Origin of the sequence: Reyranella sp. CPCC 100927 (genome assembly GCF_007859315.1) — a bacterium.
In the GTDB taxonomy this organism is placed as follows: Bacteria; Pseudomonadota; Alphaproteobacteria; order Reyranellales; family Reyranellaceae; genus Vineibacter.
In genome coordinates, this window is sequence record NZ_VOHA01000001.1 from 404,103 (window position 1) to 430,657 (window position 26,555).

A 26,555-nucleotide genomic window follows, 5' to 3' on the forward strand; every position below is an offset into this window, starting at 1 on the left:
GATTTCTTCGGTTCTGCTGCACCATTTTTCACAGCCGCCACCCGTTGCCTAGCGACGGGATTGCCTTAGTGTTCATCTGGTGAACACCTCTCGTGCATCCGGCAGACGGCGACCGGGCGCCGTTCGATCCACCTTCGAACCGGTGCGTGCCCTGCTGCGCGGGCTTGATGTGCTGGCGGCCGTCAACCAAGGGCAGGCTGGATCGGTTGCCGCACTGGCACAGGCGGTCGGCTTGCCGCGCGCCACGGTGATCCGCCTGCTGGAGACCCTGGAGGGCGCCGGCTATATCGCGCATACCGGCCTGGACGGGCGCTACGATGTCAGTCCGCGCGTCACCGTCCTGTCGTCGGCCTTCGACTACGACGCCTGGCTGGCCGCGATTGCCCAGCCGCATCTGCGTCGCCTGATGCGTCGCATCCATTGGCCGTCCGACCTGATGGTGCGCAGCGGCGAGTCCATGATCGTGCTGACGTCCAACCGCAGCCACTCAGGCCTCAACATCAACCGACGCTACGCCGGCATGATGTCGTCGATCTTCAATTCGGGTTCGGGTTTTGCCTATCTCGCGTGGTGCGACGATACCGAGCGCCAACGGATCCTGGCCGCGCGCACCGACTCGGCCGAACGAGCGGCCATTGAACACGAAGTCACCCGCACCCGGGCGCGCGGCTATGGCGTGCGCGACATCTCCATTCCACCTGGTGTCGGCGCTATCGCCGCGCCGGTGACGGTTGGCGGCCGGGCAGTGGCCTGCCTGAACGTGGTCTACCTGCCCCGGATGGCGACGGCGGAGGCGATCGCGCGCCAATGCCTGCCGGCCCTGCGTGCCGCCGCACACAGCCTGGGACGTGCGATCGAACGCGGCTTCGATGGCGGCAGGGGGGCTGATCGCGGTGCGTCACGGCCAGCAGCAAGGCGGTGATTGCATAGGAGATCGGACGTCGTCCCATCAATCGGCGATGGCATTGAGGCAGAGCGCCGGGCTAATTTCGGCTGCCGAGCTCACGAGAGAGGAAACGCGACATGGCGAACAAGCTGAAGCAGCGGCTGCAGGCGGGCAAGGCCTGCGTCAACGGCTGGCTGGCGATCCCCAACGGCTTCTCGGCCGAGACCATGGCGCAGTGCGGTTGGGACAGCGTCACGGTCGACATGCAGCACGGGGTGCAGGACTACCAGTCGATGGTGCATTGCTTCCAGGCCATGGACCGCCATCCCGTAACGCCGCTGGTGCGCGTGCCGTGGAACGAGCCCGGCATTGTCGGCAAGGTGCTCGACGGCGGCGCCTGGGGTGTGATCTGCCCGATGATCAACACGGCCGCCGAAGCCAAGGCGCTGGTATCCTACTGCCTCTATCCGCCCAAGGGCAAACGCAGCAACGGCCCGATCCGGGCCGGCGCCTACGGCGAGGCGACGCCCTACCAGGCGACCGCCAACGACGAGGTGCTGGTGATCCCGATGATCGAGACCCAGGAGGCGATCGACAACATCGACGCCATCCTCGACGTACCCGGCGTCAACGGCATCTATGTCGGCCCCAGCGACCTCGGCCTGTCGCTCGGCCTGAAGCCGGTGCTCGATCGCGAGGAGCCACAGGTGCTGGCGATCTACGACAAGCTGCTGGCGGCCACCAAGAAGCGCGGCCAGTTCGCCGGCCTGCACAACGGCACGCCGGCCTACGCCGCGCGCATGATCGAGAAGGGCTTCCGCTTCGTCACCATCGCCAACGACAGCGGCCTGATGGCCAAGGCGGCCCGCGAGGCCGTGCAGGCCACCCGCAAGGCGGCCGGCGACGTGGCCGCGGCCTAGCAGCGGCAGCATGTCATCCCGAGCGCAGCGAGGGATCTTTCGCAGCAGACGCACCATGCGCCATCTCGCAAAGATCCCTCGCTACGCTCGGGATGACAACGGTATCAGTGACCAACGATTCCAAGTACTAGCGTCCGTTGGCGCCGCTCGCTTGCAGCGCCTGACGGATTGCTGCGGCGAGTGGGGCATCGGCTTCGGGCGGCAGCACCTGCGGATCGAGGGTCAGCACGCCCCGCGTGGCGTGACGCTCCGAGAGATGGACGGGCGGGTCACCCGCCTGCAGGCGGGCGCTGAGATCAAACGCATCCGTCCCGGCCAGGGCGGGATCGATCGATAGCTCCAGAACGGGCACGCGGCCGGTCGCCTGCGCCGGCACCAGACTGACATCGAGGCCGCGCCGGTCGCCGATGGCCATGGCAATATCGTCCAGTCGTGTGGCCAGTGCTGCGTTGTCGCGATCGACATCGGCATCGACGAACCGCTCAAGTGCCGTCAGCAGGCCGACGATCTCCTCCTTGCCCGCCTTGAAACCGCGGCCGATGCCGTGGTGCGGCACGCCGCGCAGATTGGCGCCGTCGACGAGCCGCGGCGGTATCCAGGTCCGCGGCGATACATCCATGTCGAGCTGCTGCAACAGGGCCGATGCCACCAGGTCGCGCCGGCCGGCGAGGATGCCCGATGCCTGCGGCCCACCCAGGGCCTTGCCGCCGGAAAACACCACCAGGTCGGCGCCCAGGGCGATGAACCGGCGCAGGTTCTCCTTGGGCGGCAGTTGCGCGGCGGCATCGACGATCACCGGTATGCCGCGCGGCCGGCAGACGGCGACGACCGTCGGCAGATCGGTCATCGTCGTCGGGTTGGCGGCAAAGCCGAAGGCGGCGACCAAGGGCGACAGCGCCGCCTCGATCTCCCAGGCCTCCAGGCCGCGCACGCCGGCACCGGTGCCGCGATCGTTGTGGCCGATGTCGATCAGCCGGGCGCCAGCGGCCGCCAACGCATGGGCGTAGCCGGTGCGATGGGTGCGCGGGATCAGGATATCGCGCGGGAAGCCGTCGGCATGCGGCAGTGCCGCCATGCGCGCCGGATCGAACCGCGCCATCGCGGCGGCGGTGGCCAGCGTCAGGCCGGCGGCCGCTCCGGTGGTCACCATGCCGGCTTCGGCGCCCGTCGCCGCCGCGATGCGTGTGCTCGCGGCATCCTGCAGTTCGCCGATATCCACCGAGGCGCGCGCCGCTTCCGCCATTGCCGCCACGACCTCGGGCGCCATCACGGCGCCGCCGAGGCGGGTCAGGGCCCCGGCGGCATTGATGCGACGACGCACGCCCAGGCGGGCGTAGGGATCAACGGTCATGATGCGCACTCACGGCCTGCCGGGGCGCGGGATCGGTGCCGCGCTGTCGAGCAGCCCCTCGTGGATCAGTTCGGCCCACAGGTCCGACGGGATCGGGCGCTGCATGTGGCCCACATTCTGCTCGACCTCCGCGACGCTCAGTGCGCCGGGAATGACGGAACACACGGCCGGATGCGCCAACGGGAACTGCAACGCCGCGGCGGCCAGCGGCACGCCATGCCGCCCGCAGACGGCCTCGATCCGTTGCGCCCGCTCGATGATCGCCGGTGGTGCATTGGCATAGTCGTAGGTGGCGCCCGGTTTGACGTTGCCGGCGAGGATGCCTGAGTTGAATGGCCCACCAAGGATCACGGACGTGCCGCGTTTGACGCAGGCCGGCATGAATTCGGCCAAGGCACCCTGCTCGAGCAACGTATAGCGGCCCGCCAGCAGGATGCAGTCGAAGTCGCCGGCCTGCAGGAAACGCAGGCTGGTGTCTGACTCGTTCAGCCCGATGCCGATGGCGCCAATCACGCCGGCGCGGCGCAAATCATCCAGGGCGCGAAAGCCGCTCTCCATGACGGTGCGGAAGCGCTCTTCCAGCACCGCGCGGTCCTGCGTCGTCCAGAAATCGACGTCGTGAATCAACGCGACGTCGATCCGCGCGATGCCCATGCGCAGATGCGACTGCTCCAGCGAGCGCATGACGCCATCGTAAGTGTAGTCGAACGTCGGCGCGAAGCCCGGCAGGCAGTTGGGCCGCAGGTCCGCCACGACTTCGCCGGGGCGTAACGTGCGCATCACGCGGCCGATCTTGGTCGACAGCACGTAGCTGTCGCGCGGCTTCTCGCGCAGCGCAGCACCCATCCGCAGTTCGCTGCGCCCGTAGCCGTAGAAGGGCGAGGTGTCGAAGAAGGCGATCCCGGCCTGGTAGGCAGCGTCTACGAGCGCCACGGCTTCAGCGTCGGGGATGGTGACTCGGAAACCGCCGATCGGCGCGCCGCCCAGACCCAGCTCAGTGACGTCGATGGCCGTACGGCCGATGCGGCGATGCGGAAGGGCAGTCGGCATGTGAGCTCCGTTGAACAGGCATCCGCGGCAAGATTGACCGGCATCACGCGCCATGTCACGGGCCGCTCATGGCATGGACAGCACCCGCACCATGCCATGCCTGAATGGCGACCAAACTATTTTGCATGTACAGCCCCGACAAATGCGGGCCGAATCGCAGCATGAAACGGCACCTGTCGGCTTTGATGATGCTCGTTGCGGCCCTGCTGGCGCTGATGCATGCGGCGTCGGCGCAGCAAAACCCCATTGTCGGGGTCTGGAGCTATTCGGCCTATCGCAGCGACGGGCAGCAGTCACACGCCTTCTTTTTCCAGTTCGGCCCCGATGGTCGGTTCCGCCAGCAGATGGTGATCCCGGGGCTGACCCAGAACTATGTCGGCGCCTACCAGCTGTCGCCGGATCTCGGGACCTTGTCCCTGGTCTATTATGACTACGACCCCAAACAGGACTGCCGCTATGGCGCCTGCTACCCGATCCGGCCCATCGTGGCGATGAACAGCCCGATCAATGCCCAGATCCGGTTCTTGAGCGCGGCGCGGTTCGAGATGATGGATGCCAGCGGACCCATGCTGTGGGTCCGCGCGCAGTAGCGCCTAGCCCACGCGCGGCAGGCGGATGGTGGCGCGAAGTCCGTCCGGGCGATTGGCGAGGATAACGTCGCCGCCATGGGCGCGCACGATGCTGCGGGCGATCGACAGGCCCAGGCCGACCCCGCCGGTCTCGCGGTTGCGCGAATTCTCCAGTCGCACGAACGGCTGGAACACCCGCTCGAGGTCCTGGTCGGGGATGCCGGGCCCATCGTCGTCGATGGTGATCTCCAGTCCATCCGCTGTCTGGCTGAGCGCCACGCGCGCTTCGCCGCCATAGCGCACGGCGTTCTCGATCAGGTTGCGCAGCGCACGGCGCAGTGCGTCGGGCCGGCAGCGATAAGGCATCGGCCCTGTCTCGGAAACGTTCACATTCCAGCCGAGATCGGCGAGGTCGGCACACAGGCTTTCCAGCAAGGCCGGAAAATCGACGGCGCGCGTGGCTTCGCCGCTGGCATCCTCGCGCGCGAAAGCCAGCGTCGCCTCGGTCATGGTCTGCATTTCCTCAACCGTTGCCAGCAGCTTTTCCCGCGTCTCCTCGTCGGAAACGAATTCAGCGCGCAAGCGCAGCGATGTGAGCGGCGTGCGCAGATCGTGGCCGATCGCGGCCAGCATGCGCGTGCGATCCTCCACGAAGCGGCGCAGGCGGGTCTGCATCTGATTGAAAGCCTCGGCGGTGCGGCGGACATCGGTCGGCCCGCGCTCGGGCACCGGCTCGACCTGTTCGCCGCGACCCAGTCCTTCGGCCGCTTGCGCCAACTGCCGCAGCGGCTGTGCGATACGCCCCGCGATCACCACGGCGATCAGCGACAAAGCCAGCGCCGTCAGTCCCAGCGACAGGTAGGACTGCGATGACCAGACGGACGGCAACCGCTTGGCGAAGAAGGCGTTCAGCCAGCGGCCATCGCCGAGCGGGACGGTCAGTCCCATCGCGTTGGCTTCCTCCAGATAGAGGAATTTCGCCGGTCGCGTGAACGACCATACATGGGCCGGCAGGACACGCCAGGATGCAGCGTTCGTGGCGGCAGCTGCGGTCGCGATCCAGGATGACTGCGCTGCCGCATCCGCCGGCGGCGGATGCCCGGGGCGCGGCTTCAGCGTCAATCCTTCGGCCAGCTGGATCCATGCTTCGCGCATCCACTGGCTGGTATCCTCGGTGGTGTCGGTCGCCACCCAGTAGCGTGTGTAGCTCGTGCCGACGGCGCGCAGGATCTCGGCGTGCAGGGCAGGTGGTGTCGCTTCGAGCAGCCGCGCCGTCGATGCGCTGCGTACCAGGAACTCTTCCTTGGCAGCACCCTTCAGCACGGTGGTGCGCTCATCGCTGAAGACGACGAAAGCGATGGCCTGCGACAGCGCCAGTGCGGCCAGCAGCAAGATCACCATCTGGCCGGTGAGGCTGATCGGCAACAGGCGTCGCATCATGCCGCGCATATGTCGGCCTCGAAACTGTAGCCGCCGCCCCAATGCGTCTTGATCAGCGCCGGGTTCTTCGGGTCGATCTCGATCTTCTTGCGCAGCCGGCTGACCTGGTTGTCGATGCTGCGATCGAACACATCAGCGGCCCGGCCGACCGTGAGGTCCAGCAACTGCTCACGTGACAGCACCAGGCCGGGATGGTCGAGGAAGACGTGCAGCAGGCGGAACTCGGCAGTGCTCAACGGCACCGCAACGCCGTCGGCGCCCACCAGCTCGCGGCGGCCGACCTCGAAGGTCCAGCGATCGAAGCGCACGGCGTTGGCCGGCCGGCGCTGTTGTCGCGGCGGCAGGCTGTTGGCGCGTCGCAGGACGGCGCGGATGCGCGCCAGCAGTTCGCGCGGGTTGAACGGTTTGGTCAGGTAGTCGTCGGCACCCATCTCGAGGCCGATGATGCGATCGGTGTCCTCGATGATGGCGGTCAGCAGGATGATGGGCACGTCGGCGGTCGCGCGCAGATGCCGGCAGAGCTGCAGCCCGTCCTCGCCTGGCATCATGATGTCGAGCACCACCAGATCGAAGGCGCTGCGTTCATGGATGCGGCGGAACGCAGCAGCGCTCTCGGCGACGCTGACGCGGTAGCCGTTTTGGGTCAGGTAGCGTCCGACCAGTTCGCGAATGTCGCGGTGATCGTCGACGACGGCAACGTGAGGCGTGGGTTCCATCGCGTTTTCTCTCGCAGCCTGAAGCTACCACGGCGAGGCCGGCAACGCGCCGGCTAAACTGTATCAAAGTTTGTCGCCCCGCCCATCCGTCGCACTCCGCGACAATTCAATGGGTTCGGCGGCAAAGTCCTGTCACAGCCGCGGGGCAGGATCAGGGCGTCCAGGAACCAGCGCCGTCCCCTCAACACAGCGGGTGTCCAAGATGCTGAGATCAGCCATACGCCGCGTGGGTCTGCCGATCCATGGCGGTATCAACGACAATCTGTCGCGCTTTGTTCCACCGCTGCTGGCGCGCCACGCCGCGATCGATCCGGCTGCGTTCGACGTCCCGCGTCCGGCCCGGGTGACCGTGCTGTTCGCCGATATCGTGGGGTTCACGCGCCTGTGCGAGGACCTCGCGCCGGCCGACACGATCGGCCTGCTCGGTGAGTTCCATCGGCGGATGGCGCGGGTTATCGCCGCGCATGGCGCCGGGATCGACGACTACATCGGTGACGGCGTCATGGCGGTGTGGGGCGGCATGTGGGCGACGCCGGATGACACGGTGCGGGCCCTGCGCTGCGCGCTGGCGATGTTGGATGAACTGGTGCGCTGGAACCGCGAAAGCCCGGCGCGCCAGGCGCAGCCGTTGCGCATCGGCATCGGTCTGCATGTCGGCGAGGCCGTGGTCGGCAACAGCGGCGATGATCGGCGTGCCAAGCTGATGGTGCTGGGCGATGCCGTCAACGTCGCCAGCCGGCTCGAGCGCGCAACGCGTCAGCTGGGGGCGTCGCTGGTGGTTTCCGACGACGTGATGCGGGCAGCCTGCCGGTGCGCCCCACTGAACATCGGCCTGGATATCTGCCAGCGCAGCCCGATGAGTCTGACAGTGCGCGGCCGTCGCAAGCCGGTCGCCGTCTGGGTCATGCATCAAGGTCTCGATGCGCAAACCGTGGTCGCGCTCTGCCGTACAGGCGCCGCGTGACACAGCGAGCATTCGCTTTCAGCAGGTGCTCCCGGCGTTTGTATCAATCTGTGTCAAACAGCCGGATCGCGACAGTCGGCGACAAACAGAGACGCCGCAGGACAACTTTCTGCGACAGCTCCCGCCTAGCGTTCCCATGCCACCATCCACGAGGCTCAACATGGCACGACTGACCATCAACGGCACAGTGCGCGACGTGGACGTTCATCCCGATACGCCGTTGCTGTGGGCCATCCGCGAACAGCTCGGGCTGACCGGAACCAAGTACGGCTGCGGTGTTGCCCAGTGCGGCGCCTGCACCGTGCATATCGATGGTGTCGCTACGCGGTCCTGCGCGCTGACGGTCGGTGCGGTCTCGGCGGAACAGAAGATCGTCACCATCGAGGGCCTGTCTGCCGACAACTCTCACCCGGTGCAGAAGGCGTGGCTGGCATTGGACGTGCCGCAATGCGGCTACTGCCAGTCCGGCATGATCATGGCCGCGGTCGCGTTGCTGCAGCAGAACCGTGATCCGTCCGATACCGACATCGATAGCGAAATCACCAATATCTGCCGCTGCGGAACCTACAACCGCGTGCGCGCGGCGATCAAGCAGGCGGCCAAGAGCCGCGACACCCGGCAAGGCTGAAGGAGGCGAGCATGACCGTTTCACGCCGCCGTTTCGTCGTCGGATCCGCTGCCGCGGTGGGCGGCTTGTCGCTAGGCTTCCATGTGCCGCTGCCGGGCAGCGCGTACGCTGCTGATGCGGCCACTGAGATCAACGCCTGGGTGGTCATCAAGCCCGATGAGACCGTTGTCATTCGCATCGCGCGTTCGGAGATGGGACAGGGCACGCTGACCGGCCTCGCCCAACTCGTGGCCGAGGAACTGGAGTGCGACTGGTCCCGGGTGACGACCGAGTATCCGACCCCGGGTCAGAACGTGGCACGCAATCGCGTGTGGGGCGACTTCTCCACGGGCGGCAGTCGCGGCATCCGCGAGTCGCAAGAATATGTGCGCAAGGGCGGGGCCATCGCGCGCGAGATGTTGATCGCGGCGGCAGCGCAGGCTTGGCGCGTCCCCGCGGGCGAGTGTGTGGCGGCCAGGAGCGTGATCACGCATCGTCCCACGGGCCGCGTGACCACGTTCGGCAAGGTCGCGAGTGCGGCAGCCAAGCTGACGCCACCCGCTGAGGTCAAACTCAAGGATCCGAAGGATTGGACCGTCGCGGGCAAGCCGTTGCCCAGGCTCGACACCGCCGACAAGCTCAACGGCAAGCAGATCTACGGCACCGACGTCGTGCGACCGGGCATGCTGAATGCTGCCATCAAGGCGTGCCCCGTGTTCGGCGGCAAGGTGAGCCGATTCGATGCTGGCAAGGTCACCGGCATGCCGGGCGTGAAGAAAGTGGTTCAGGTCGGTGACACGGCGGTTGCCGTGGTGGCTGACACCTGGTGGCAGGCCAAGACGGCGCTCGATGCGCTGCCGATCGATTGGGACGACGGCCCCAACACGGGTGTTTCGAGTGCGTCCATCGCCAGCGCGTTGGCAGAGGGCCTGGATGCAGAAGCGGCGTTCGTCGGCACGGCCGTCGGTGACGCGCGCGGGATGATCCGGCGCGCGGCCAAGACCGTGACGGCGGTCTACGGCTATCCTTACCAGAATCACGCCACCATGGAGCCGATGAACGCCACCGCGCTCTACACGCCCGAGAAGTGCGAAGTCTGGGTGCCGACCCAGAATGGCGAGGGCAGCCTGGCGGCGGCGGCAGAGGCAGCCGGCCTGCCGGTTCAGAAGTGCGATGTCCACAAACTGCATCTCGGCGGCGGCTTCGGCCGGCGCGGCATCCATCAGGATTACGTGCACCAGGCGGTGCGGATCGCCAAGGAGCTCCCCGGTACACCGGTCAAGCTGATCTGGTCGCGGGAAGAGGACATGCTGCATGGTGCCTATCATCCGACGACGCAATGCAAGCTGACCGGCGCGCTCGATAGCGAAGGCAACCTGACGGCCTTGCATATGCGAATTTCAGGTCAGTCGATCTTCGCGGCGATCCGGCCTCAAGGTCTGGAGAACGGCAAGGATCCTCTCGTTTTCCAGGGCTTGACCGCCAACAGTACGCACGCTGGCCTGTTGGGCTACTCGATCGCGAATCTGCTGATCGACCACGCCATGCGCAATCCACCGGTGCCACCGGGTCCTTGGCGTGGCGTCAACCTCAATCAGAACGCGATCTACCTCGAGTGCTTCATGGATGAACTCGCCCACGCCGCGGGCCAGGATCCGCTGGCGTTTCGCCGCAAGCTGATGGCGAACTACCCCAAGCATCGCGCGGTCCTTGATGCGGCGGCGGACCGGATCGGCTGGAGCAATCCACCGGCAGCGGGCGTCCATCGCGGCATTGCCCAGATCATGGGCTTCGGCAGCTACGTCGCGGCCGCAGCCGAAGTGTCGGTCACCGGCGGTGAACTGAAGATCCATCGCATCGTTGCGGCGACCAATCCGGGCCACGCCGTCAATCCGGCGCAGATCGAGCGACAGGTCGAGGGCTCGTTCGTCTACGGCCTGTCGGCCTGCCTCTACGGCGAATGCACCGTCAAGGGCGGTCGCATGGAGCAGGAGAACTTCGACACCTATGAGGTGATGCGGATGGCGGCCATGCCGGCGGTCGAGACCGTTTCGATGCCCTCGGGTGATTTCTGGGGCGGGGTCGGCGAGCCGACGATCGCGGTGGCGGCGCCGGCCGTGCTGAATGCCATCTTCGCCGCCACCGGCAAGCGCATCCGGACGCTGCCGCTCAAGAACCACGACTTGAAAGCCGCCTGACGTGAGCGACATGATCACCCATACAGCCCGTCATAGCGCAGTGCCGACCGGTCTCGCCGGCACCGGCACGCCGTTCATCGGGGCGCCGCGCGTCTTGGCGCGACCGGCGGCGGCGATCGTGATCGTGGGCGGCGGTTTTGCCGGCGCGACCTGCGCGCGCGAATTGCGCCGTCAATCCGACCGTCTCAGCATCACGCTGGTCGAACCCAACCGGCGCTTCACCGCCTGCCCGTCGAGCAACGAAGTGATCGCCGGCCTGCGTGGAATGGAAGCGCAGGAGTTCGGTTACGATGGGTTGAAACGCGACGGCATTTCCATCGTGCAGCAGGATGCGGTCGCGGTCGATCCGCGGGCACGCCTGGTGAGGCTGCGCGACGGCTCGGCTCTCCACTACACGCGCCTGGTTCTGGCACCGGGAATCGACCTGCGTTTGGGCGCCATTCCCGGCTACGGGGCCGCCGCGGTCGATCTGATGCCGCACGCGTGGAAGGCGGGACCGCAGACGATGCTCCTGCGTCGCCAACTCGACGCCATGGATGACGGTGGCCTGGTCGTCATCTCGGTGCCCGCCAACCCGTTCCGATGCCCCCCGGCACCCTATGAAAGGGCGAGCCTGATCGCCCATTTCCTCAAGACCAGGAAACCGCGGTCCAAGTTGATCGTTCTCGATGCCAAGGATGCCTTTCCCAGCCAGCGCCAGTTCCAGGCCGCGTGGCAGGACCTCTATCCCGGCCTCCTGGAGTGGGTGCCGCTGTCGTCGGGCGGCGCCGTCACGGACGTCGATCCGGCGGCGAAGACCATTCACACCGATCGCGGCCGTCATCGCGCCAGTGTCGCGAACATCATTCCGCCCCAGAAAGCCGGCGCGATCGCCCGGCTCGCCGGTGTCACCGATCGCACCGGCTGGTGCCCGATCGATCCCATCTCCTTCGAATCACGCCTGCAGCCCGATATCCATGTCATCGGTGACGCCGCGATCGCGGGTGCCCTGCCGAAATCGGCATTCGCGGCCAACAGCCAGGCGAAGGTCTGTGCCACGGCGATCGCGAGCCTGGTTCGCGGTCTGCCGCCGGCCGATCACCAGCTCTTCAACACCAGCTACAGCCTCATGGCGCCGGATTACGGCATTTCGATCGCCAGCGTCTATCGTCCCAGCAATGGGCAGTTTGCCGAGGTCGTCAAGCTGAGTGGGACAAGTCCGCTGGTCGCGCCGCGGACGCTTCGCGCCAATGAGGCACGAAATGCCGCGTCCTGGTTCCGCACGGTCACCAGCGCCGTGTTCGGCTGACGCCGATCGTCCGCAGCGGCGATCCCGCGCTCAGTCACGGATGAGTTTCGACGGATCCACCTGCTCGCCACGCAGCTGGCGCAAGGTGACCATCGCGCCGTCACGTGAATCGTAGAGTGCCTTGCGCACGATGCGTTCGGCGCCGGCGCCGTCGCCGCTTCGGATCGCCTTCGCCATCGCCGTCCAGTCGTTGGCCGTCTCGACGCGGCGCTGGGGGGTGAAGAAGTCCAGCGGTCGCTCGCGCCAGATCAGGCCCCACAGGGATCCCTGATTCTGCTGCCGCAGCATGCGGATGAGTGGAGCGTTGCCGCACTGGCGATAGACGATGCCGCCCGTGCGCCCGACCACCAGTGCGAACGCCACCGGATCCGTGTCTTCGAGCGGCGCCAGGCGCTGTATGTTGGCGGCGTGCTCGGTCAGTTCGCCAACGGCATCTGCCGCATCGCGGCGCAGCGCCAGGTTGCGCGCCGCCAGGCCCAGCAGCGCGGCGCGGATGTTGAAGATGTCGGCAATGGCATCGAGCGTGATGTCGACGACGTAAGCGCCGCGTCGCGGGAACAGCTCGACCAGACCGCGCTTCTCCAGCGCGCGGATCGCCTCGCGCACCGGCCCGCGGCTGACGCCATAGAGCGCGGCCACCTCCTGCTCGGCCACCCGTTCCCCGCCACGATACTCGCCGTTGAGGATGGCGATGCCGAGGTGATCGGCGATCTGCTCGGGAATCGTTCGCGTGCGCTCGCCACGGCGGCGTGGAACGCCATCGGCAGAAGCCATCACCGGTCGCATCACAGCCGTCGCCATCGGCGCCACTCAGTTTCACTACGGGAAATTGCCATGCGCTCCTTACCAAGCTGCATGCATTTTCGGAAGTACAATTGTCGACAACTGACATTTGACATTCGTACCTGAGCATGTTGGCTTCGAACCCAACGACGGTCGCGCAGGCGGCGCCAAACGAATGGGAGGAAACGCATGATCAGAACGCCGGCGCTTGGTTTCGCGCTATCGCTGTCCTTGCTGCCCGTGGCCGCCCTGGCGCAGAGCACACCGGCCACCGGCAGTCTGACCGTGGCGTTTGCCGCCGAGTCGACCGTGATGGATCCGCTGAAATACTCGGCCGGCGTCGATCACTACTTCATGGGCCAGATGTTCGAGCAGCTGGTGCGGCCCGATCCGAATCTGCGCACCGTCAACTGGCTGGCCGAATCATGGGAGGTGACCGAGGACAACGGCAAGCCGATCATCGATGTGCGCATCCGCAAGGGCGTGAAGTTCCACAACGGCGATCCGCTCACCAGCGCCGACTTCGAGTTTGCCTACGGCAAGCTGCGCGATCCCAAGGTGTCGCGCTGGTCGCACCTGCAGGCCTCTGTCGAACGCTTCGAGATCATCGACGACCATCATTTCCGCCTGCACTTCAAGGAAGGCGACGGTTCCTACATCTCCGGCCAGCTGCAGCTGTGGGCGATCCCCAAGGCCTATTACGAACGCGTCGGCGAGGAGGGCTTCGCCAGGGCGCCGGTCGGCACGGGACCGTGGAAGTTCGTATCGCGCGTCGTGAAAGACGAGTTGAAGCTCGAGGCTTTCGATGACTACTGGAACAAGGAGCATCGGCCCACCGTTAAGAACCTCACCATCAAGATCATTCCGGAAGACCTGACGCGCGTCGCGGCGTTCAAGACCGGGGCCGTCGATTGGGTCGACGCGGTGCCGCTGTCGATGGTCGAGGAATTCAAGAAGATGCCCGGCGTGAAGACCATCAGCGTCGTGTCGGGCAACAACCTCTATCTCGACTTCAACACCGACCAGCCCAACTCGCCATTCCGCGACGTGCGAGTGCGCCAGGCGGCGGCACACGCCATCGATGTGAACGCCATCATCAAGAGCGTGCTGTTCGGCCAGGGCGAGCGTTACGTGCAGGTCGGCAAAGGCAGCGTCGGTTACGATCCCGAGCTGAAGCCCTACCCATACGATCCGAAGAAGGCGCGCGAGCTGCTGCGCCAGGCCGGCCATCCCAACGGCTTCGAGACGCCTTGCTACAACCTCACCACACCGCGTGAGCCCAACGTGAAGGAGGTCGGCGAGGCGATGTTCGCCTACCTCACCGCCTCGGGTATCCGCTGCAAGGTGCAGGGCCTCGAATACGGCGCCTGGATCAATCTGGGTCGTCGCGGCCGCAACGCGCCACCGGAGATGGATGGGCTGATCAGCTGGATGTGGAGCCAGAACCTGCCCGGCGATCCGGGCACGGCCTGGGCCGGTCACCTGCACAGCTTCGTTTCCGGCAAGGGCTGGGGCAGCTACTCTTTCACCCAGGATGCCGAGGCGGACGCCATGGTCGAGCAGCTGAAGCTCACCATGGATCCGCAGAAGCGCGACGAACTCGCCCGCAAGATCGCCCGCTATAAGCAGGAGAAGGTGCTGGGTGGCATGACCACCTACCGGCCGATGATCACGCTGGCCTGGCGCGACAGCAAGGTCGACTTCAAGCCATGGCCGTATCCCGGCTACTGGCGCGGCTTCCAGGAAATCGGCCTGAAGAAGTAGCGGCACGATGATGGTTCGCCGGGAGCGCGCCACTCCAGTGGCGCACCGGCCCGAAGGGCCGGCTCATGTTTCGACATCGGTCATGATCCGGCGCTGCGCGCCGGTGCCATAGGCAGTCCGCCCATGCTCGTCTATATCGCCAAGCGCGTCGTGCAGGGGTTGGTCAGCATCGTCGGCGCCAGCATCGTGATCTTCTTCATCTCGCGGCTGAGCGGCGATCCGATCGTGCTGCTGCTGCCGACCGAAGCGCCGCCGGCGCTGATCGAGCAGGTGCGCCGCGATATGGGCCTGGCCGAGCCGCTGTGGCGGCAGTACCTGATCTTTGCCGGCAATGCCCTGTCCGGCGATTTCGGCAATTCCTACCGCTGGCAGGCGCCGGCTATGTCGCTGGTGCTGGACCGTCTGCCGGCCACGATCTACCTGGCGCTGGCGGCGCTGCTGTTCTCGATCCTGCTGGCCGTGCCGTTCGGCGTGCTGTCGGCGGTCTATCGCGGCTCGTGGATCGACACGCTGGGCAAGGGTTTCGCCATGCTGGGCCAGGCCATGCCCAACTTCTGGGTCGGCCTGCTGCTGATCCTGATCCTGGCCATCCAGTTCAACCTGCTGCCGGCCTACGGCTACGGCACACCGGCGCACATCATCATGCCGGCCATTGCACTGGGCTGGTATCCGGTGGCGGCGCAGACGCGCATCGTGCGCTCGGCCATGCTTGACGTGCTCGACAGCGACTACATTCGCATGGGCCGTGCCGTGGGCGCCAGCGAGCGTGTGCTGATCTGGAAATACGCGCTGCGCAACGCCGCGATCCCGCTGGTGACGATTCTCGGCGTCTACTTTGCGGCTATGCTGGGCGGCGCCTTCGTGGTCGAGACGATCTTCGCCTGGCCGGGCGTCGGCCGCACGGTCGTCGAGGCCGTGTTCTCGCGCGACTTCCCGGTGGTGCAGGCAGGCGTGCTCCTGACCTCGATCCTGTTCGTCACCTCGAACCTGCTGGTTGATCTGTCCTACGGTCTCATCGATCCGAGGATTCGCTATGACCGCTGACAGCGCCGCATTCCCGACGCTGCCCGCGCGTGGACCGTTGTCTTCACTGCTGGTGCGCCTGCGGGGCGGCGGCCTGCCGTGGCTCTCGATGCTGACGCTTCTGGTCGTGATCGTGGCCGCCGTCGGCGGCGAGACGATTGCGCCCCATGACCCCAACGGGCTGGATCTCGGCGCCGCCTTCCGTCCGCCGGCCTGGGCCGAGAAGGGCGATTGGGCCTATCCGCTGGGGACCGACAATCTCGGCCGCGATATCCTGAGCCGCATCATCGCCGGCGCGCGCGTGTCGCTGGTCTCGGCGCTCTACGCCATCATCTTTGCCGGCAGCATCGGCGGCCTGATCGGCATGATCTCGGGCTATTTCGGCGGGGTCGTCGATGCCGTCATCATGCGGCTGGTCGACATTCAGCTCTCGATCCCGTCGCTGGCATTGGCGCTGGTGATTGCCGCCGTGTTCGGCGCCGACTTCAGCACCGTGATCGTGGTGATCATCGTCACGTACTGGACGTGGTACGCCCGTATCGTGCGCGGCGAGATCCTCTCGCTCAAGGAACGCGACTACGTGGCGCTGGCCAAGGTGGCCGGCTGCGGCACCGGCACGATCTTCTTCCGCCACCTGCTGCCCAACATCATGAACACGCTGCTGGTGCTCGCCACCTTGCAGGTCGGCCAGGTCATCATCTTCGAGGCCTCCCTGAGTTTCCTCGGGCTCGGCATCCAGGCGCCCGATGTATCGTGGGGCCTGATGCTGTCTGATGCGCGCAACTATCTCACCAACGCCTGGTGGGCGATCACCATGCCCGGCATCGCCATCATGCTGACCTGCCTGGCCGCCAACATGGTAGGCGACTGGCTGCGCGATACCTTCGATCCCAAGCGGCGGCAGCTGTGACATGAGCCAACCGCTGCTGCGCGTCGAGAACCTGCGCACCCATCTTTTCCTGAAGCGCGGCGTCGTGAGGGCGGTCGACGGCGTGAACCTGCATGTCGATGCCGGTGAGACCCTGGGCGTCGTCGGCGAGTCCGGGTCGGGCAAGAGCATGACCAGCCTGTCGATCATGCGGCTGCTGCCCAAACAGAGCGGCCGTATCGTCGAAGGGAGTATCTGGGTCGACGGCATCGACCTGACCACGCTCTCCGAAGAGGAGATGGCCCGCGATTGGCGTGGTCGGCGCGTCTCGATGGTGTCGCAGGATCCGATGACGTCGCTGAACCCGGTGTTTACCGTCGGCGACCAGGTCGGCGCGCCGTTCCGCTATCATCGGTTGGCGCAGGGTGCCCGCGCGGTCCGCGCGGCGGCGGTCAAGGTGCTGCGGCGCGTGCGCATTCCCTCGCCCGAGAAGCGTCTCGACGACTACCCGCACCAGTTCAGCGGCGGCATGCGCCAGCGCGTCGTGGCGGCCATGGCGATCGCCTGCGCGCCGCGGCTGCTGATCGCCGACGAGCCCACCAGCAATCTCGACGTCACCATCCAGGTGCAGATGATCGAGCTGTTTCGCGAACTGCAGCGCGACAGCGCCCTGGGCATCATCCTGATCACGCACGATCTGGGTGTGGCGGCATCGATCTGCAACCGCGTCGCGGTCATGTATGCCGGCCGCGTCGTCGAGGTGGGCGATGTGCGTACGATCTACCGCAACGCGGCGCATCCCTACACTCAGGCGCTGTTGAACGCGATTCCGCACCTGGGTCAGAAGCGCAAACGCCTGCATGCGATCGGTGGCCAGCCGCCCAGCCTGATCGATCCGCCCGTCGGCTGCCGATTCGCCGCGCGGTGCGCGCGGCGAACGGCCCAGTGCGAAGCGCAGTATCCGCCCGAGGTCGAGCTGGCGCCCGGCCACAAGGTGGCCTGTTGGCTGCCGGGTCCGGAGGCGCGCTGATGCTGCTGGAGGTGCGCGACCTGAAGAAGCATTTCCGCGTCGGCGGCGGACTGCTGCAGGCCGGCGGCACCGTGCGTGCCGTCGATGGCTTGGGCTTCTCCGTGGATGTCGGCGAGACGGTCGCGCTGGTCGGCGAGTCGGGCTGCGGCAAGACCACGATCGCCAAGATGGTGCTGATGCTGGAGCGGCCAACCGAAGGCGCTATCCTGTTCGAGGGCCGCGATCTGGCGGGCCTGTCGGGGGCCGACCTCAAGGCCTATCGCCGGCATGTCCAGGCCGTCTTTCAGGATCCTTACGCCTCGCTCAATCCGCGGCTGCGCGTGCGCACGATCATCGCCGAACCGATCCTGGCGCACGAACGGCCCGATCGTGCGGCCCTGCGCAGGCGCGTGGAAGAAGTCCTCGACGTCGTCGGCCTGCCGGCCACGGCGGCCGACCTGTTTCCGCACGAATTCAGTGGCGGGCAGCGCCAGCGGATCGCGATCGCGCGGGCGCTCGCCGTCAACCCGCGCTGTATCGTGCTCGACGAACCGATCTCGGCGCTGGATGTGTCGATCCGCGCCCAGATCTTGAACCTGCTGGCCGACATCCAGGAACGCTTCCGGCTGGCCTACCTGATCATCGCGCACGATCTGGCATTGGTGGAGCATTTCAGCACACGGGTCGGCGTCATGTACCTCGGCAACATGGTCGAGGCCGGTCCTACGGAGGAAGTCTTCGCGCGGCCGCGGCATCCCTATACCCAGGCGCTGCTGGCATCCGTGCCGCGCCCTGATCCCGATCATCGGCCGCCGCTGGACGCTATTCGCGGCGAGATCGCAAGTGCGCTGGCGCCGCCGCCGGGTTGCAAGTTCCATCCGCGCTGTCCACGCGCGGTCGAGCGGTGCGCGATCGAACCGCCGGCCTGGCGTTCGCTCGGCCGCGGTCATGCCGGCGCCTGTCATCTTGCGGAGGCAACATGAGTGGTCCGCTGGCCGGGCTGACGATCCTCGAGTGCCCGGATGGTGTCGCGACACGCTATTGCGGTCGTCTTTTTGCCGCCCATGGCGCAACGGTGCTGCAGGCTGGTTCACCCAACGCGATCGGCGTGGGCTATGGCGGCACCGGCAGTGCCGCCTATGCGTCCTGGCTCGATCATGGAAAACAGCCGGCGTCGAGCCGCATTGGCGCGGCATTGAGTTCGACCATCGATCTGGTCATTGCGGGACAGAACCCGGATCAGGTCAAAGCCGCCGATGCGTCCATAGAGGCGGCCGGGCTGTCGGCCGTCGTACGCCTGGGGCTGACGTGGTTTGCCGCCGATGGACCGTACGCGCGGTGGAGCGGCACCGACGCCCTGATCCAGGCCATGAGTGGCGTGGCCTATGCGACAGGGCCGAAGGATGGCCAGCCGCTGCTGCCGCGCGGACATGCGCCGCAGGTCGTCGCCGGCGCGACGGCGTTCATCGCCGCGATGGGGGCGCTCATCGGCCGCGATGCCGGCTGGCAAGGCCGCCGCATCGACGTCAACATCCTGGACGCCAATCTCTGCTTCTCGGAAGGCGGCGCCGCCAGCCTGGCATTGACGGGCGACAAGGTCGTGCGCCGCGGTGTCAACCGCTTCACGCCGACCTATCCCGGCGGGATCTATCGCGCCAGCGATGGCTGGATCGGCGTCACTGCGCTCACGGTGCCGCAATGGACGGCGCTGTGCGACCTGATTGGCCGCCCCGAGCTCGCGCGTGATCCCCAAAGCCAGGTGGCATTGCAACGCCTGGACCGCGCCGATGCGCTCGACCCGGTCCTGGTGCCGGCCTTCAAGACTCGTCCGGCCGCATACTGGCTGAAGGAAGGACAGGCGCGGCGTATTCCCATGGCGCCCGTCCCCGACCTCGCGGCCTTGCCGCGGACGCCGCACTGGCAAGGACGCGGCAGCTTCGCGCCCGTGCCGGGTGCCGACTCCGCCGTCGGTCCCACGATGCCGTTTCGGATGGACGTTGGCGCGCGGGCCGATACGGTTGCGCTGCGGCGGCCGAAGACAATGCCGGACCTGCCGCTGCGCGGCGTGCGTGTGCTCGATCTGTCGATGGGGTGGGCCGGGCCGCTGGCCACACGCCACTTCGCCGATCTCGGCGCCGACATCGTCAAGGTCGAGTCGTGCACGCATTTCGATTGGTGGCGGGCCTTCGATGGTCCGTTGGATGGCGATCCGCCGCCCTACGAGACGCGGCCGTCGTTCCTCATGGTCAACCGCAACAAGCGCGGCATCACGCTGGATCTGAAGACGGAAGCCGGCAAGGCGCTGGTCCGCCGACTGGCGGCGCAATCCGACATCATGGTCGAGAATTATGCGCCCGGCGTGCTCGACAAGCTCGGCATCGGGCCCAAGGCATTGGCCGCCGGCGCACCGGGCCTGATCGCGATGTCCATGGGCGCATTCGGTGCCGCGGGCCCATGGAGCGGCTTTCGCGCCTACGGCTCGACGGTCGAACAAGCATCGGGCCTGCCCTTCGTCAATGGCGAGGCTGATGGCCCACCCACCATGCAGCACGTGGCCTACGGCGATCCGATTGGCGGCCTGTATGGCGCCGTCGCCTGCCTGATCGCCCTCTATGGCCGACGTCACGGTCGCGCCAGCACCGTGATCGATCTCGGTCAGGTCGAGTGCCTGTTCCAGTTGTGCGCCGATGCCATCGTCGCACAGTCCACGCAGTCGGAACCGCTGATGCGCAGCGGCAGTCGGCATCCGCTGTCGGCGCTGCGGGTGGTGGCGCCGACCAATACGGCGGCCCGATGGATTGCCATCGTCGTTGAGACCACTCCACAGTGGAACGCCCTGGCGAAAACCATCGGCTGCGCCCAACTCGCGATGCCGCCCGACACCGGCCTGGCGCGGCTCAAGGAGCGCGAAGCCGAAATGGAGCAGCTGGTGCGCCAGTGGGCGGCGTCCTGGGATCCATTCGACGCCGTGCACGTGCTGCAAGCCGCGGGCGTGCCGGCGGCGTCCATCTATGCGGCGCAGGATCTGCTGGCCGACCCGCAGCTTGTCGGGAGCGGCTTCTGGCGCCGGGCCAGGAGACGTTTCATCGGCAGTCATATCGCGCCGTTGGCGCCGTACCGGATCGACGGGCGCGCGCCGCCGCTGCAATCGCCGGCCCCGACCCTGGGCGAGCATAACGAGGCCGTGCTGGTGGGCGAACTCGGCCTGTCCGTCACTGAATTCACGTCGCTGGAAACATCCGGCGTCATCGGCACGCGCGCCGTGCTGGGGGCAGCACAATGAAAAGTCTGTTGATCGCCAACCGCGGCGAAATCGCCATCCGCATTGCGCGCAGCGCGGCCGACGCCGGCATCCGTACTGTGAGTGTGCATTCCGAGGACGATGCGCTGTCGTTGCATACCCGCCGCACCGACGAGACACGCGCGCTGAAAGGCGTCGGCACCGCGGCCTATCTCGATGCGGCGCAGATCGTGGCAGTGGCGCGCGAGGCCGGCTGCGATGCCATCCATCCGGGTTACGGTTTCCTCGCCGAGAATGCCGGCTTCGCGCGCGCCTGCGCGGATGCCGGCATCTCGTTCGTGGGGCCGTCACCCGAGACGTTGGATCTCTTCGGCGACAAGGCGCAGGCGCGGGCGTTGGCCCAGCGGTGCGGCGTGCCGGTGATGCCGGGAACGACGAAGGCCACCAGCCTCGCCGAGGCGCGGGCGTTCCTGCAGTCGCTTGGTCGCGGCGGCGCGGTCATGATCAAGGCGATCGCCGGCGGTGGTGGGCGCGGCATGCGCCCGGTGTTCGACATCGACGATCTGGACGAGGCGTACGAGCGCTGCCGCTCGGAGGCGATGCAGGCATTCGGCAACGGCGACATCTATGTCGAGCAGCTGTTTGCGCGCGCCCGTCATATCGAGGTGCAAGTGGTCGGTGATGGCACGGGTGCCGTCAGCCACCTCTGGGAGCGCGAATGCAGCATCCAGCGCCAGCGCCAGAAGCTGATCGAGGTCGCGCCGGCACCGGCGCTGCGGCCGGCCGTGCGTGCCCGGCTGCTCGATGCGGCCGTGCGCCTGGCGGCAGCGGCGCGCTATCGCAGCGCGGGCACGTTCGAGTTCCTGGTCGACGCCGGCGATGACGGCGACGGCGCCGCCGTTGCTTTCATCGAGGCCAACGCGCGCCTGCAGGTCGAGCACACCGTGACCGAAGAGGTGACGGGCATCGATCTTGTGCGTGCCCAGCTCGATATTGCCGGTGGCGCCACGCTGGCCGACCTGGGCCTGATGCAGGAGTCCGTACCGAAGCCGCGCGGCATGGCGGTGCAGGTTCGCGTGAACATGGAGACCATGACCGCCGACGGCACGGCGCGTCCGGCCGGCGGTACGCTCACCGCCTTCGAGCCGCCGAGCGGCCGGGGTACGCGGGTCGACGCCTTTGGCTACGCGGGTTATCGCACCAGTCCGCGTTTCGATTCGCTGCTGGCCAAGGTCATCGTGCACGCGCCGTCCGGCAAATTTGCGGACGTGGCGGCCAAAGCCTATCGCGCGCTCTCCGAGTTCAAGATTGTGGGCGTGCCGACGAATATCGGCTTTCTGCAGACATTGCTGGGCCACGCCGACGTGAAGGCCTGCCGTACACACACGCGGTTCATCGACGAACGCATCGGCGAGCTTCTCGCCGGTGACGCTGAGGTTCATCCAAGTCGATACTTCGCCCCACAGGCCGCTGCCGGGGCGCCGCGACTGGCGGGTGCGCGGGTCGATGCCGCCGATCCGCTGGCCGTACTGAATCACGGCCGGACCCTCGGTGCGCCGTCGGGCAGGCTCGATGCTGTTGCGATGGTCGCCGGGCCCGAGGTGATGGAGGTCGTTGGACCCGATGGCACCGTCCCGCTGCCGGCGCCCATGCAGGGCACCATCGTCAGCCTGAGTGTGGCCGAAGGCGATGTGGTGCGAGTCGGCCAGCAGGTGCTGGTGATGGACGCGATGAAGATGGAACACGTCGTCAAGGCGGCAACCGGCGGCATTGTGAGGGTGCTGACGGTGGTGATGGGAGACACCGTCTTCGAGGGACACCCGCTGCTGTTCATCGAGCCCTCCGATGCGGCGGGCAAGGCCGTAGAAGAGGCGCAGGCGATCGACCTCGACGAAATCCGTCCCGATCTCGCCGAGGTGCTGGCGCGCCAAGCCAAGACGCACGACGAAAACCGGCCCGATGCGGTCGCCCGCCGGCGCAAAACCAACCAGCGCACCACGCGCGAGAACATCGCCGATCTGTGCGATCCCGGCTCGTTCGTCGAGTACGGGTCACTGGTCGTGGCCGCGCGCCGGCGCACCACGAGCCTGCAGGAGCTGGTCGACACCACCCAGGCGGACTCGCTGATCATGGGACTGGGCCGCGTCAACGGCGACCAGTTCCCGCACAAGGACAGTCGCGTGGCCGTCGTCGCTTACGACTACACCGTGCTGGCCGGCACGCAGGGGAAGAAAGGTCACGAGAAAAAGGACCGCATGTTCAAGCTCGCCGAGCAGTGGCGCGTGCCGCTGGTGATGCTTGCCGAAGGCGGCGGCGGCCGTGGCAGCGACACCGACAGCGTGTCGGTGGGCAGCCTGCAACTCGACACGTTCCATCGCTTCGCGCGGCTGAGCGGGCTGGTGCCGCTGGTCGGCATCACGTCGGGCCGCTGCTTTGCCGGCAACGCGGTGCTGTTGGGCTGCTGTGACGTGGTGATTGCCACCGCCAATTCGACGATCGGCATGGGCGGCCCGGCGATGATCGAAGGTGGCGGCCTTGGCGTATACCGGCCGGAAGAGGTCGGCCCGATGTCCGTGCAGGTGCCCAACGGCGTGGTGGACATCGCGGTCGAGGACGAGGCCGAGGCCGTCCAAGTGGCGCGGCAGTACCTGTCGTACTTCCAGGGGCCGGTGGCCAACTGGCGCTGCGCCGACCAGCGCCATCTGCGCCACGCCGTGCCGCTGAACCGGCTGCGGGCGTACGACATGCGCGCGCTGATCGAGACCATGGCCGACACCGGCTCGATGCTGGAGATCCGCCGCGGCTTCGGTGCCGGCATGATCACGGCGCTGATCCGCATCGAAGGCCAGCCGATCGGCGTGGTGGCCAACAACCCGGCGCACCTGGCCGGGGCCATCGACAGCCCGGCCGCCGACAAGGGTGCGCGCTTCATGCAGCTGTGCGACGCGCACGACATCCCGCTGCTGTTCCTGTGTGACACGCCCGGCAACATGGTGGGGCCGGAGCATGAGAAGACGGCACTGGTGCGCCATTGCTGCCGTACCTATCTCGTCGGCGCCAACGTCACGGTGCCCACCTTCACGGTCGTGATCCGCAAGGCCTATGGCCTGGGCGCGCTGGGCATGGCCGGCGGCAGCTTCCACGCCTCGGTGTTCGCGATCTCGTGGCCGACCGGCGAGTTCGGCGGTATGGGCCTGGAGGGCCAGGTCAAGCTTGGCCGCCGCAAGGAGCTGGCGGCGATCGAGGACTCGGCAGAGCGCATGGCGGCCTTCGAGCGCATGGTCGCGGAGATGTACGAACGCGGCAAAGCGCTCAACACCGCCTCGCTGTTCGAACTCGACGACGTGATCGATCCGGCCGACACGCGCAAATGGATCATGGCCGGCCTGCGCTCGATGCCGCTGCCGCCGCCGCGCACCGGCAAGAAACGGCCCTGCGTTGACGGGTGGTAGGGTGTCTTCGTTCGGACTCCGTCTTCCGCCACAGGCTGACGTCGATACAGGGCTCCACTACGGCGCGATCGTGCCCTTGCGCAGGATGACGTTGCCGTAGAAACGACGTTCGCCCGTGGCGACGACCGCGAAAGCGCTGCGGGCGCGGGCATAGAACGCGTGGCGTTCGATCAACGTCAGACTGACGCGTGGTTCGGCCTGCGTGGCCAGCAGGCGCTCGATGTCGATGTGAACCGGCTCCCGTCGTCCGGCGTCGCCGACGACCTCCATGCCGACCGCGGCATCCGGTTCGACCTGGTCGATCGGCAGCACTTTCAGCACCGCCGCCAGCAGGCGCGGCAGATCGCAATCGTCGGACCGCATCACGCGCTGTCCCACCGCGTGGGCGGGGAAGTTGGCATCGGCCAGCACGATATCGTCGCCATGCCCCATGGCGCGCAGCGCGTGCAGCAGGTCCGGGCCGAGCAGGGGGTCCAGTCCGATCAACATCCAGGGTCTCCGGTCGTGAGCCGATAGGCGTGCTGGGCGTTGGCGCCGCGCGCCTTGTCGAGCGCCGTTGCGCCCAGTGTGGCCAGGCAGGTCTCGGTGGCCGCCTTGATGCGATCGTAGCTGCCGGCCAGCAGGCAGACCGGCCAGTCCGAGCCGAAGATCAACCGGTCCGGACCGAAGCAGCGTCCGGCATGATCGATGGCCGGCTGCAGCCGTTCGGCATCCCAGTCACGCCAATCGGCTTCCGTGGCCAGGCCGGAGATCTTGCACCAGACGTTGGGGCAGGCAGCGAGCGCGGCGAGCCGGTCGGCCCAGTGTTGATCGAAGCCCGTGGCGATCGGCGGCTTGGCGGCGTGGTCGAGCACGAAGCGGCCGTGCGGGAAGGCGTGCACCACCGCGGTGGCGGCCGGCAGTTCGCGGCTGCGCACCAGCAAATCGTAGGCAAGGCCCCGCTCGAATACCGCGGCAAACCCACGGCGCACATCGGTGCGTGACAGCCAGTCGGCATCGGCTTCGTCATGCGCCTGGTGCCGGATGCCGACCAGCTTGCCGCCGTCGGGCCGGCGCTGCAGGCGATCGAGGTGAGCGCCGACGGCGGGATCCGTCAGGTCGACCCAGCCCACCACACCGACCACGAAGGGTGTGGCGGCCGCGATCGCGAGGAAGCCCTCCGTCTCGTCGATCGACGAGCGGCATTGCACCACGATGCTGGCATCGACGCCGTTGGCAGCCAGCAGCGGCGCCAGGTCATCGGGCCCGAAAGCACGGCGGATCGGCGTCAACGCGGCATCCGCCATCCAGGGATAGTGCGCCCGCGCCGGATCCCAGAAGTGCTGATGCGCGTCGATCACGAGGCTGCTCATCGCGCGTCTCCCGGTAACGGTGCCGCCGGATCGACGAGACCTTCGCGCCTGATATCGGCCCACAGCGCCGTTGGCACGTCCAGGCGTGCCATGGCAGCATTCTCCTCGATCTCATGCGCGGTGCGCGCACCCAGCACGATGCCGCTGACGGCAGGGTGCGCCAGCGCGAACTGAATCGCTGCCGCCGTCAAGTGGGTGCCGTGGGCACGGCACAGTATGTCCAGTCGCCGCGCGCGCACGACCAGCTCGGGGCTGGCTGTCGCGTAGTTGAATGTCGCGCCTGGATGCGGGTTTGCCAGGATCCCGCTGTTGAAGACGCCGCCCAGTACCAGTCCGATGCCACGCTCGGCGCACAGGGCCATCAGGCCGGTGCATGCGCTCTGGTCGAGCAGCGAATAGCGGCCGGCCAGCAGGAAGCCATCGCACGGCGCTTCGTCGGCGAAGCGTACCAGCATCTCGTGCTGGTTCATGCCGGCGCCGATCGCGCGCACCGTGCCGTCGCCACGCAGGCGCGCCAGGGCCTGGAAGGCCCCGGCGACGGCGGCGTCATGATGATCGTCGGGGTCGTGGACGAACAGGATGTCGATGCGGTCGAGGCCCAGTCGCGCCAGGCTCTCGTCGACCGACCGCATGACGCCGTCGTAGCTGAAGTCGAACACGGCTCGCTCGGGCGGCGTGCCCTTGTAGGTGGGATCGTCAGGTGGCTGGCCGGCGGTCGTGCGCCTCAGCAGGCGGCCGACCTTGGTCGACAGCACGAAAGAATCGCGTGTCTGCGAGCGCAGGAACGGGCCCAGCCGTCGCTCGGCAAGACCAAAGCCGTAGAGCGGCGCGGTGTCGAAATAGCGGATGCCGAGTTCCCAGGCCCGCGCCACCGTCGCCTCGGCCGCGGCATCGCTGACAGGTGCGAACAGCCCACCGAGCGGCGCCGTGCCCAGCCCGAGCCGCGTGATCGCGACGCCGCTGCGGCCGAAGGGGTGAAGTGGTATGCCGTTCATATCCTTGCCCCTGAGGGGGAAGGTGCCCGAAGGCGGGAAGGGGGATGTTCGACCTGTTTCGGTCGATCACATCGAAACC

The 26,555-nt window shown here is 67.2% G+C and carries 22 protein-coding genes; 14 read left to right on the forward strand and 8 right to left on the reverse strand.

The features are described from left to right. Positions 1-79 precede the first annotated feature (79 nt). Together FQU96_RS01845 and FQU96_RS01850 are read left to right on the forward strand one after the other, a co-directional pair. Entirely contained in the window at positions 80-922 is an 843-nt protein-coding gene (locus FQU96_RS01845; protein WP_146539130.1) for a helix-turn-helix domain-containing protein, read from the forward strand. A 101-nt stretch (positions 923-1,023) separates the two neighbouring features. Then, a complete protein-coding gene (locus FQU96_RS01850) occupies positions 1,024-1,806 on the forward strand; it encodes an HpcH/HpaI aldolase/citrate lyase family protein (RefSeq protein WP_146539131.1) in 783 nt (260 codons plus the stop codon). A gap of 127 nt (positions 1,807-1,933) precedes the next feature. Here FQU96_RS01850 and FQU96_RS01855 read toward each other — a convergent pair whose 3' ends face one another. Together FQU96_RS01855 and FQU96_RS01860 are read right to left on the reverse strand one after the other, a co-directional pair. Continuing rightward, complete coding sequence (locus FQU96_RS01855) at positions 1,934-3,157, reverse strand: aminotransferase class V-fold PLP-dependent enzyme (protein ID WP_146539132.1); 1,224 nt, start codon at positions 3,155-3,157, stop codon at positions 1,934-1,936. Positions 3,158-3,166: 9 nt separating this feature from the next. After that, positions 3,167-4,207 (reverse strand): aldo/keto reductase, encoded by a 1,041-nt coding sequence (locus FQU96_RS01860; protein ID WP_146539133.1) that lies wholly within the window; start codon positions 4,205-4,207, stop codon positions 3,167-3,169. Positions 4,208-4,368: 161 nt separating this feature from the next. On the opposite strand from FQU96_RS01860, the gene FQU96_RS01865 reads away from it, so the two are divergent. Continuing rightward, a complete protein-coding gene (locus tag FQU96_RS01865; protein ID WP_146539134.1) occupies positions 4,369-4,797 on the forward strand; it encodes a hypothetical protein in 429 nt (142 codons plus the stop codon). 3 nt (positions 4,798-4,800) lie between these two features. Here the strand turns inward: FQU96_RS01865 and FQU96_RS01870 are convergent, their stop codons facing one another. Further along, on the reverse strand, positions 4,801-6,225 hold the full coding sequence (locus tag FQU96_RS01870) for an ATP-binding protein (RefSeq protein ID WP_255467784.1): 1,425 nt from the start codon (positions 6,223-6,225) through the stop codon (positions 4,801-4,803). Beyond that, positions 6,213-6,932: a response regulator gene (locus FQU96_RS01875; RefSeq protein ID WP_146539135.1), complete on the reverse strand. Its 720-nt coding sequence runs from the start codon at positions 6,930-6,932 to the stop codon at positions 6,213-6,215. Before FQU96_RS01875 ends, FQU96_RS01870 begins: the two co-directional genes overlap by 13 nt. Positions 6,933-7,134: 202 nt before the next feature. Here FQU96_RS01875 and FQU96_RS01880 point away from each other — a divergent pair, with 202 nt between their 5' ends. From FQU96_RS01880 to FQU96_RS01895, 4 genes are all read left to right on the forward strand, one after another. Further along, positions 7,135-7,896: an adenylate/guanylate cyclase domain-containing protein gene (locus FQU96_RS01880; protein WP_178130253.1), complete on the forward strand. Its 762-nt coding sequence runs from the start codon at positions 7,135-7,137 to the stop codon at positions 7,894-7,896. Between the two features lie 160 nt (positions 7,897-8,056). Then, the gene (locus tag FQU96_RS01885) at positions 8,057-8,524 is read left to right on the forward strand and encodes a (2Fe-2S)-binding protein (RefSeq protein WP_146539137.1); all 468 of its coding nucleotides are present in this window, start codon (positions 8,057-8,059) and stop codon (positions 8,522-8,524) included. 11 nt (positions 8,525-8,535) lie between these two features. Next, positions 8,536-10,701: a molybdopterin cofactor-binding domain-containing protein gene (locus FQU96_RS01890; RefSeq protein ID WP_146539138.1), complete on the forward strand. Its 2,166-nt coding sequence runs from the start codon at positions 8,536-8,538 to the stop codon at positions 10,699-10,701. A 10-nt stretch (positions 10,702-10,711) separates the two neighbouring features. Then, positions 10,712-11,989 (forward strand): NAD(P)/FAD-dependent oxidoreductase, encoded by a 1,278-nt coding sequence (locus FQU96_RS01895; protein WP_146539139.1) that lies wholly within the window; start codon positions 10,712-10,714, stop codon positions 11,987-11,989. Positions 11,990-12,019: 30 nt separating this feature from the next. On the opposite strand, the gene FQU96_RS01900 is transcribed toward FQU96_RS01895, so the two are convergent. Next, positions 12,020-12,763 (reverse strand): GntR family transcriptional regulator, encoded by a 744-nt coding sequence (locus FQU96_RS01900; RefSeq protein ID WP_178130254.1) that lies wholly within the window; start codon positions 12,761-12,763, stop codon positions 12,020-12,022. Between the two features lie 198 nt (positions 12,764-12,961). Here FQU96_RS01900 and FQU96_RS01905 point away from each other — a divergent pair, with 198 nt between their 5' ends. The 7 genes from FQU96_RS01905 to FQU96_RS01935 all read left to right on the forward strand — a co-directional run bounded on the left by FQU96_RS01905 (position 12,962) and on the right by FQU96_RS01935 (position 24,129). Next, positions 12,962-14,536, forward strand: a complete 1,575-nt coding sequence (locus tag FQU96_RS01905; RefSeq protein ID WP_146539141.1) for an ABC transporter substrate-binding protein — start codon at positions 12,962-12,964, stop codon at positions 14,534-14,536. A 123-nt stretch (positions 14,537-14,659) separates the two neighbouring features. After that, complete coding sequence (locus FQU96_RS01910; protein ID WP_146539142.1) at positions 14,660-15,580, forward strand: ABC transporter permease; 921 nt, start codon at positions 14,660-14,662, stop codon at positions 15,578-15,580. Beyond that, a complete protein-coding gene (locus FQU96_RS01915) occupies positions 15,570-16,469 on the forward strand; it encodes an ABC transporter permease (protein ID WP_146539143.1) in 900 nt (299 codons plus the stop codon). The genes FQU96_RS01910 and FQU96_RS01915 overlap by 11 nt, the downstream gene beginning before the upstream one ends. A gap of 1 nt (position 16,470) precedes the next feature. Beyond that, complete coding sequence (locus FQU96_RS01920; RefSeq protein WP_146539144.1) at positions 16,471-17,457, forward strand: ABC transporter ATP-binding protein; 987 nt, start codon at positions 16,471-16,473, stop codon at positions 17,455-17,457. After that, positions 17,457-18,419, forward strand: coding sequence for an ABC transporter ATP-binding protein (locus FQU96_RS01925; protein ID WP_146539145.1), 963 nt, complete (start codon positions 17,457-17,459; stop codon positions 18,417-18,419). Before FQU96_RS01920 ends, FQU96_RS01925 begins: the two co-directional genes overlap by 1 nt. Beyond that, positions 18,416-20,719 carry a CoA transferase gene (locus FQU96_RS01930; protein WP_146539146.1) on the forward strand — a complete coding sequence of 768 codons (2,304 nt, stop codon included), beginning with the start codon at positions 18,416-18,418 and terminating at the stop codon, positions 20,717-20,719. The genes FQU96_RS01925 and FQU96_RS01930 overlap by 4 nt, the downstream gene beginning before the upstream one ends. Further along, a complete protein-coding gene (locus FQU96_RS01935; RefSeq protein ID WP_146539147.1) occupies positions 20,716-24,129 on the forward strand; it encodes a carboxyl transferase domain-containing protein in 3,414 nt (1,137 codons plus the stop codon). Before FQU96_RS01930 ends, FQU96_RS01935 begins: the two co-directional genes overlap by 4 nt. Positions 24,130-24,186: 57 nt before the next feature. On the opposite strand, the gene FQU96_RS01940 is transcribed toward FQU96_RS01935, so the two are convergent. Genes FQU96_RS01940 through FQU96_RS01950 form a run of 3 tightly spaced genes read right to left on the reverse strand, consistent with a single transcriptional unit; the run spans position 24,187 to position 26,476 of the window. Beyond that, complete coding sequence (locus tag FQU96_RS01940; RefSeq protein ID WP_146539148.1) at positions 24,187-24,618, reverse strand: RbsD/FucU family protein; 432 nt, start codon at positions 24,616-24,618, stop codon at positions 24,187-24,189. Then, positions 24,612-25,481, reverse strand: a complete 870-nt coding sequence (locus FQU96_RS01945) for an amidohydrolase (RefSeq protein ID WP_146539149.1) — start codon at positions 25,479-25,481, stop codon at positions 24,612-24,614. The genes FQU96_RS01940 and FQU96_RS01945 overlap by 7 nt, the downstream gene beginning before the upstream one ends. After that, positions 25,478-26,476, reverse strand: coding sequence for an aldo/keto reductase (locus tag FQU96_RS01950; protein WP_146539150.1), 999 nt, complete (start codon positions 26,474-26,476; stop codon positions 25,478-25,480). Before FQU96_RS01950 ends, FQU96_RS01945 begins: the two co-directional genes overlap by 4 nt. Between the last annotated feature and the right edge of the window lie 79 nt (positions 26,477-26,555).

Excerpts from the sequence above, each read along its gene's own strand:
- FQU96_RS01895 (WP_146539139.1), top strand. The coding sequence starts at position 10,712 with ATGATCACCCATACAGCCCGTCATAGCGCAGTGCCGACCGGTCTCGCC.
- FQU96_RS01905 (WP_146539141.1), top strand. The coding sequence starts at position 12,962 with ATGATCAGAACGCCGGCGCTTGGTTTCGCGCTATCGCTGTCCTTGCTG.
- FQU96_RS01880 (WP_178130253.1), top strand. The coding sequence starts at position 7,135 with ATGCTGAGATCAGCCATACGCCGCGTGGGTCTGCCGATCCATGGCGGT.
- FQU96_RS01885 (WP_146539137.1), top strand. The coding sequence starts at position 8,057 with ATGGCACGACTGACCATCAACGGCACAGTGCGCGACGTGGACGTTCAT.
- FQU96_RS01915 (WP_146539143.1), top strand. The coding sequence starts at position 15,570 with ATGACCGCTGACAGCGCCGCATTCCCGACGCTGCCCGCGCGTGGACCG.
- FQU96_RS01935 (WP_146539147.1), top strand. The coding sequence starts at position 20,716 with ATGAAAAGTCTGTTGATCGCCAACCGCGGCGAAATCGCCATCCGCATT.
- FQU96_RS01900 (WP_178130254.1), bottom strand. The coding sequence starts at position 12,763 with ATGGCTTCTGCCGATGGCGTTCCACGCCGCCGTGGCGAGCGCACGCGA.
- FQU96_RS01870 (WP_255467784.1), bottom strand. The coding sequence starts at position 6,225 with ATGCGCGGCATGATGCGACGCCTGTTGCCGATCAGCCTCACCGGCCAG.
- FQU96_RS01930 (WP_146539146.1), top strand. The coding sequence starts at position 18,416 with ATGAGTGGTCCGCTGGCCGGGCTGACGATCCTCGAGTGCCCGGATGGT.
- FQU96_RS01925 (WP_146539145.1), top strand. The coding sequence starts at position 17,457 with ATGCTGCTGGAGGTGCGCGACCTGAAGAAGCATTTCCGCGTCGGCGGC.
- FQU96_RS01940 (WP_146539148.1), bottom strand. The coding sequence starts at position 24,618 with ATGTTGATCGGACTGGACCCCCTGCTCGGCCCGGACCTGCTGCACGCG.
- FQU96_RS01860 (WP_146539133.1), bottom strand. The coding sequence starts at position 4,207 with ATGCCGACTGCCCTTCCGCATCGCCGCATCGGCCGTACGGCCATCGAC.
- FQU96_RS01950 (WP_146539150.1), bottom strand. The coding sequence starts at position 26,476 with ATGAACGGCATACCACTTCACCCCTTCGGCCGCAGCGGCGTCGCGATC.
- FQU96_RS01920 (WP_146539144.1), top strand. The coding sequence starts at position 16,471 with ATGAGCCAACCGCTGCTGCGCGTCGAGAACCTGCGCACCCATCTTTTC.
- FQU96_RS01855 (WP_146539132.1), bottom strand. The coding sequence starts at position 3,157 with ATGACCGTTGATCCCTACGCCCGCCTGGGCGTGCGTCGTCGCATCAAT.
- FQU96_RS01875 (WP_146539135.1), bottom strand. The coding sequence starts at position 6,932 with ATGGAACCCACGCCTCACGTTGCCGTCGTCGACGATCACCGCGACATT.
- FQU96_RS01865 (WP_146539134.1), top strand. The coding sequence starts at position 4,369 with ATGAAACGGCACCTGTCGGCTTTGATGATGCTCGTTGCGGCCCTGCTG.
- FQU96_RS01850 (WP_146539131.1), top strand. The coding sequence starts at position 1,024 with ATGGCGAACAAGCTGAAGCAGCGGCTGCAGGCGGGCAAGGCCTGCGTC.
- FQU96_RS01945 (WP_146539149.1), bottom strand. The coding sequence starts at position 25,481 with ATGAGCAGCCTCGTGATCGACGCGCATCAGCACTTCTGGGATCCGGCG.
- FQU96_RS01890 (WP_146539138.1), top strand. The coding sequence starts at position 8,536 with ATGACCGTTTCACGCCGCCGTTTCGTCGTCGGATCCGCTGCCGCGGTG.
- FQU96_RS01910 (WP_146539142.1), top strand. The coding sequence starts at position 14,660 with ATGCTCGTCTATATCGCCAAGCGCGTCGTGCAGGGGTTGGTCAGCATC.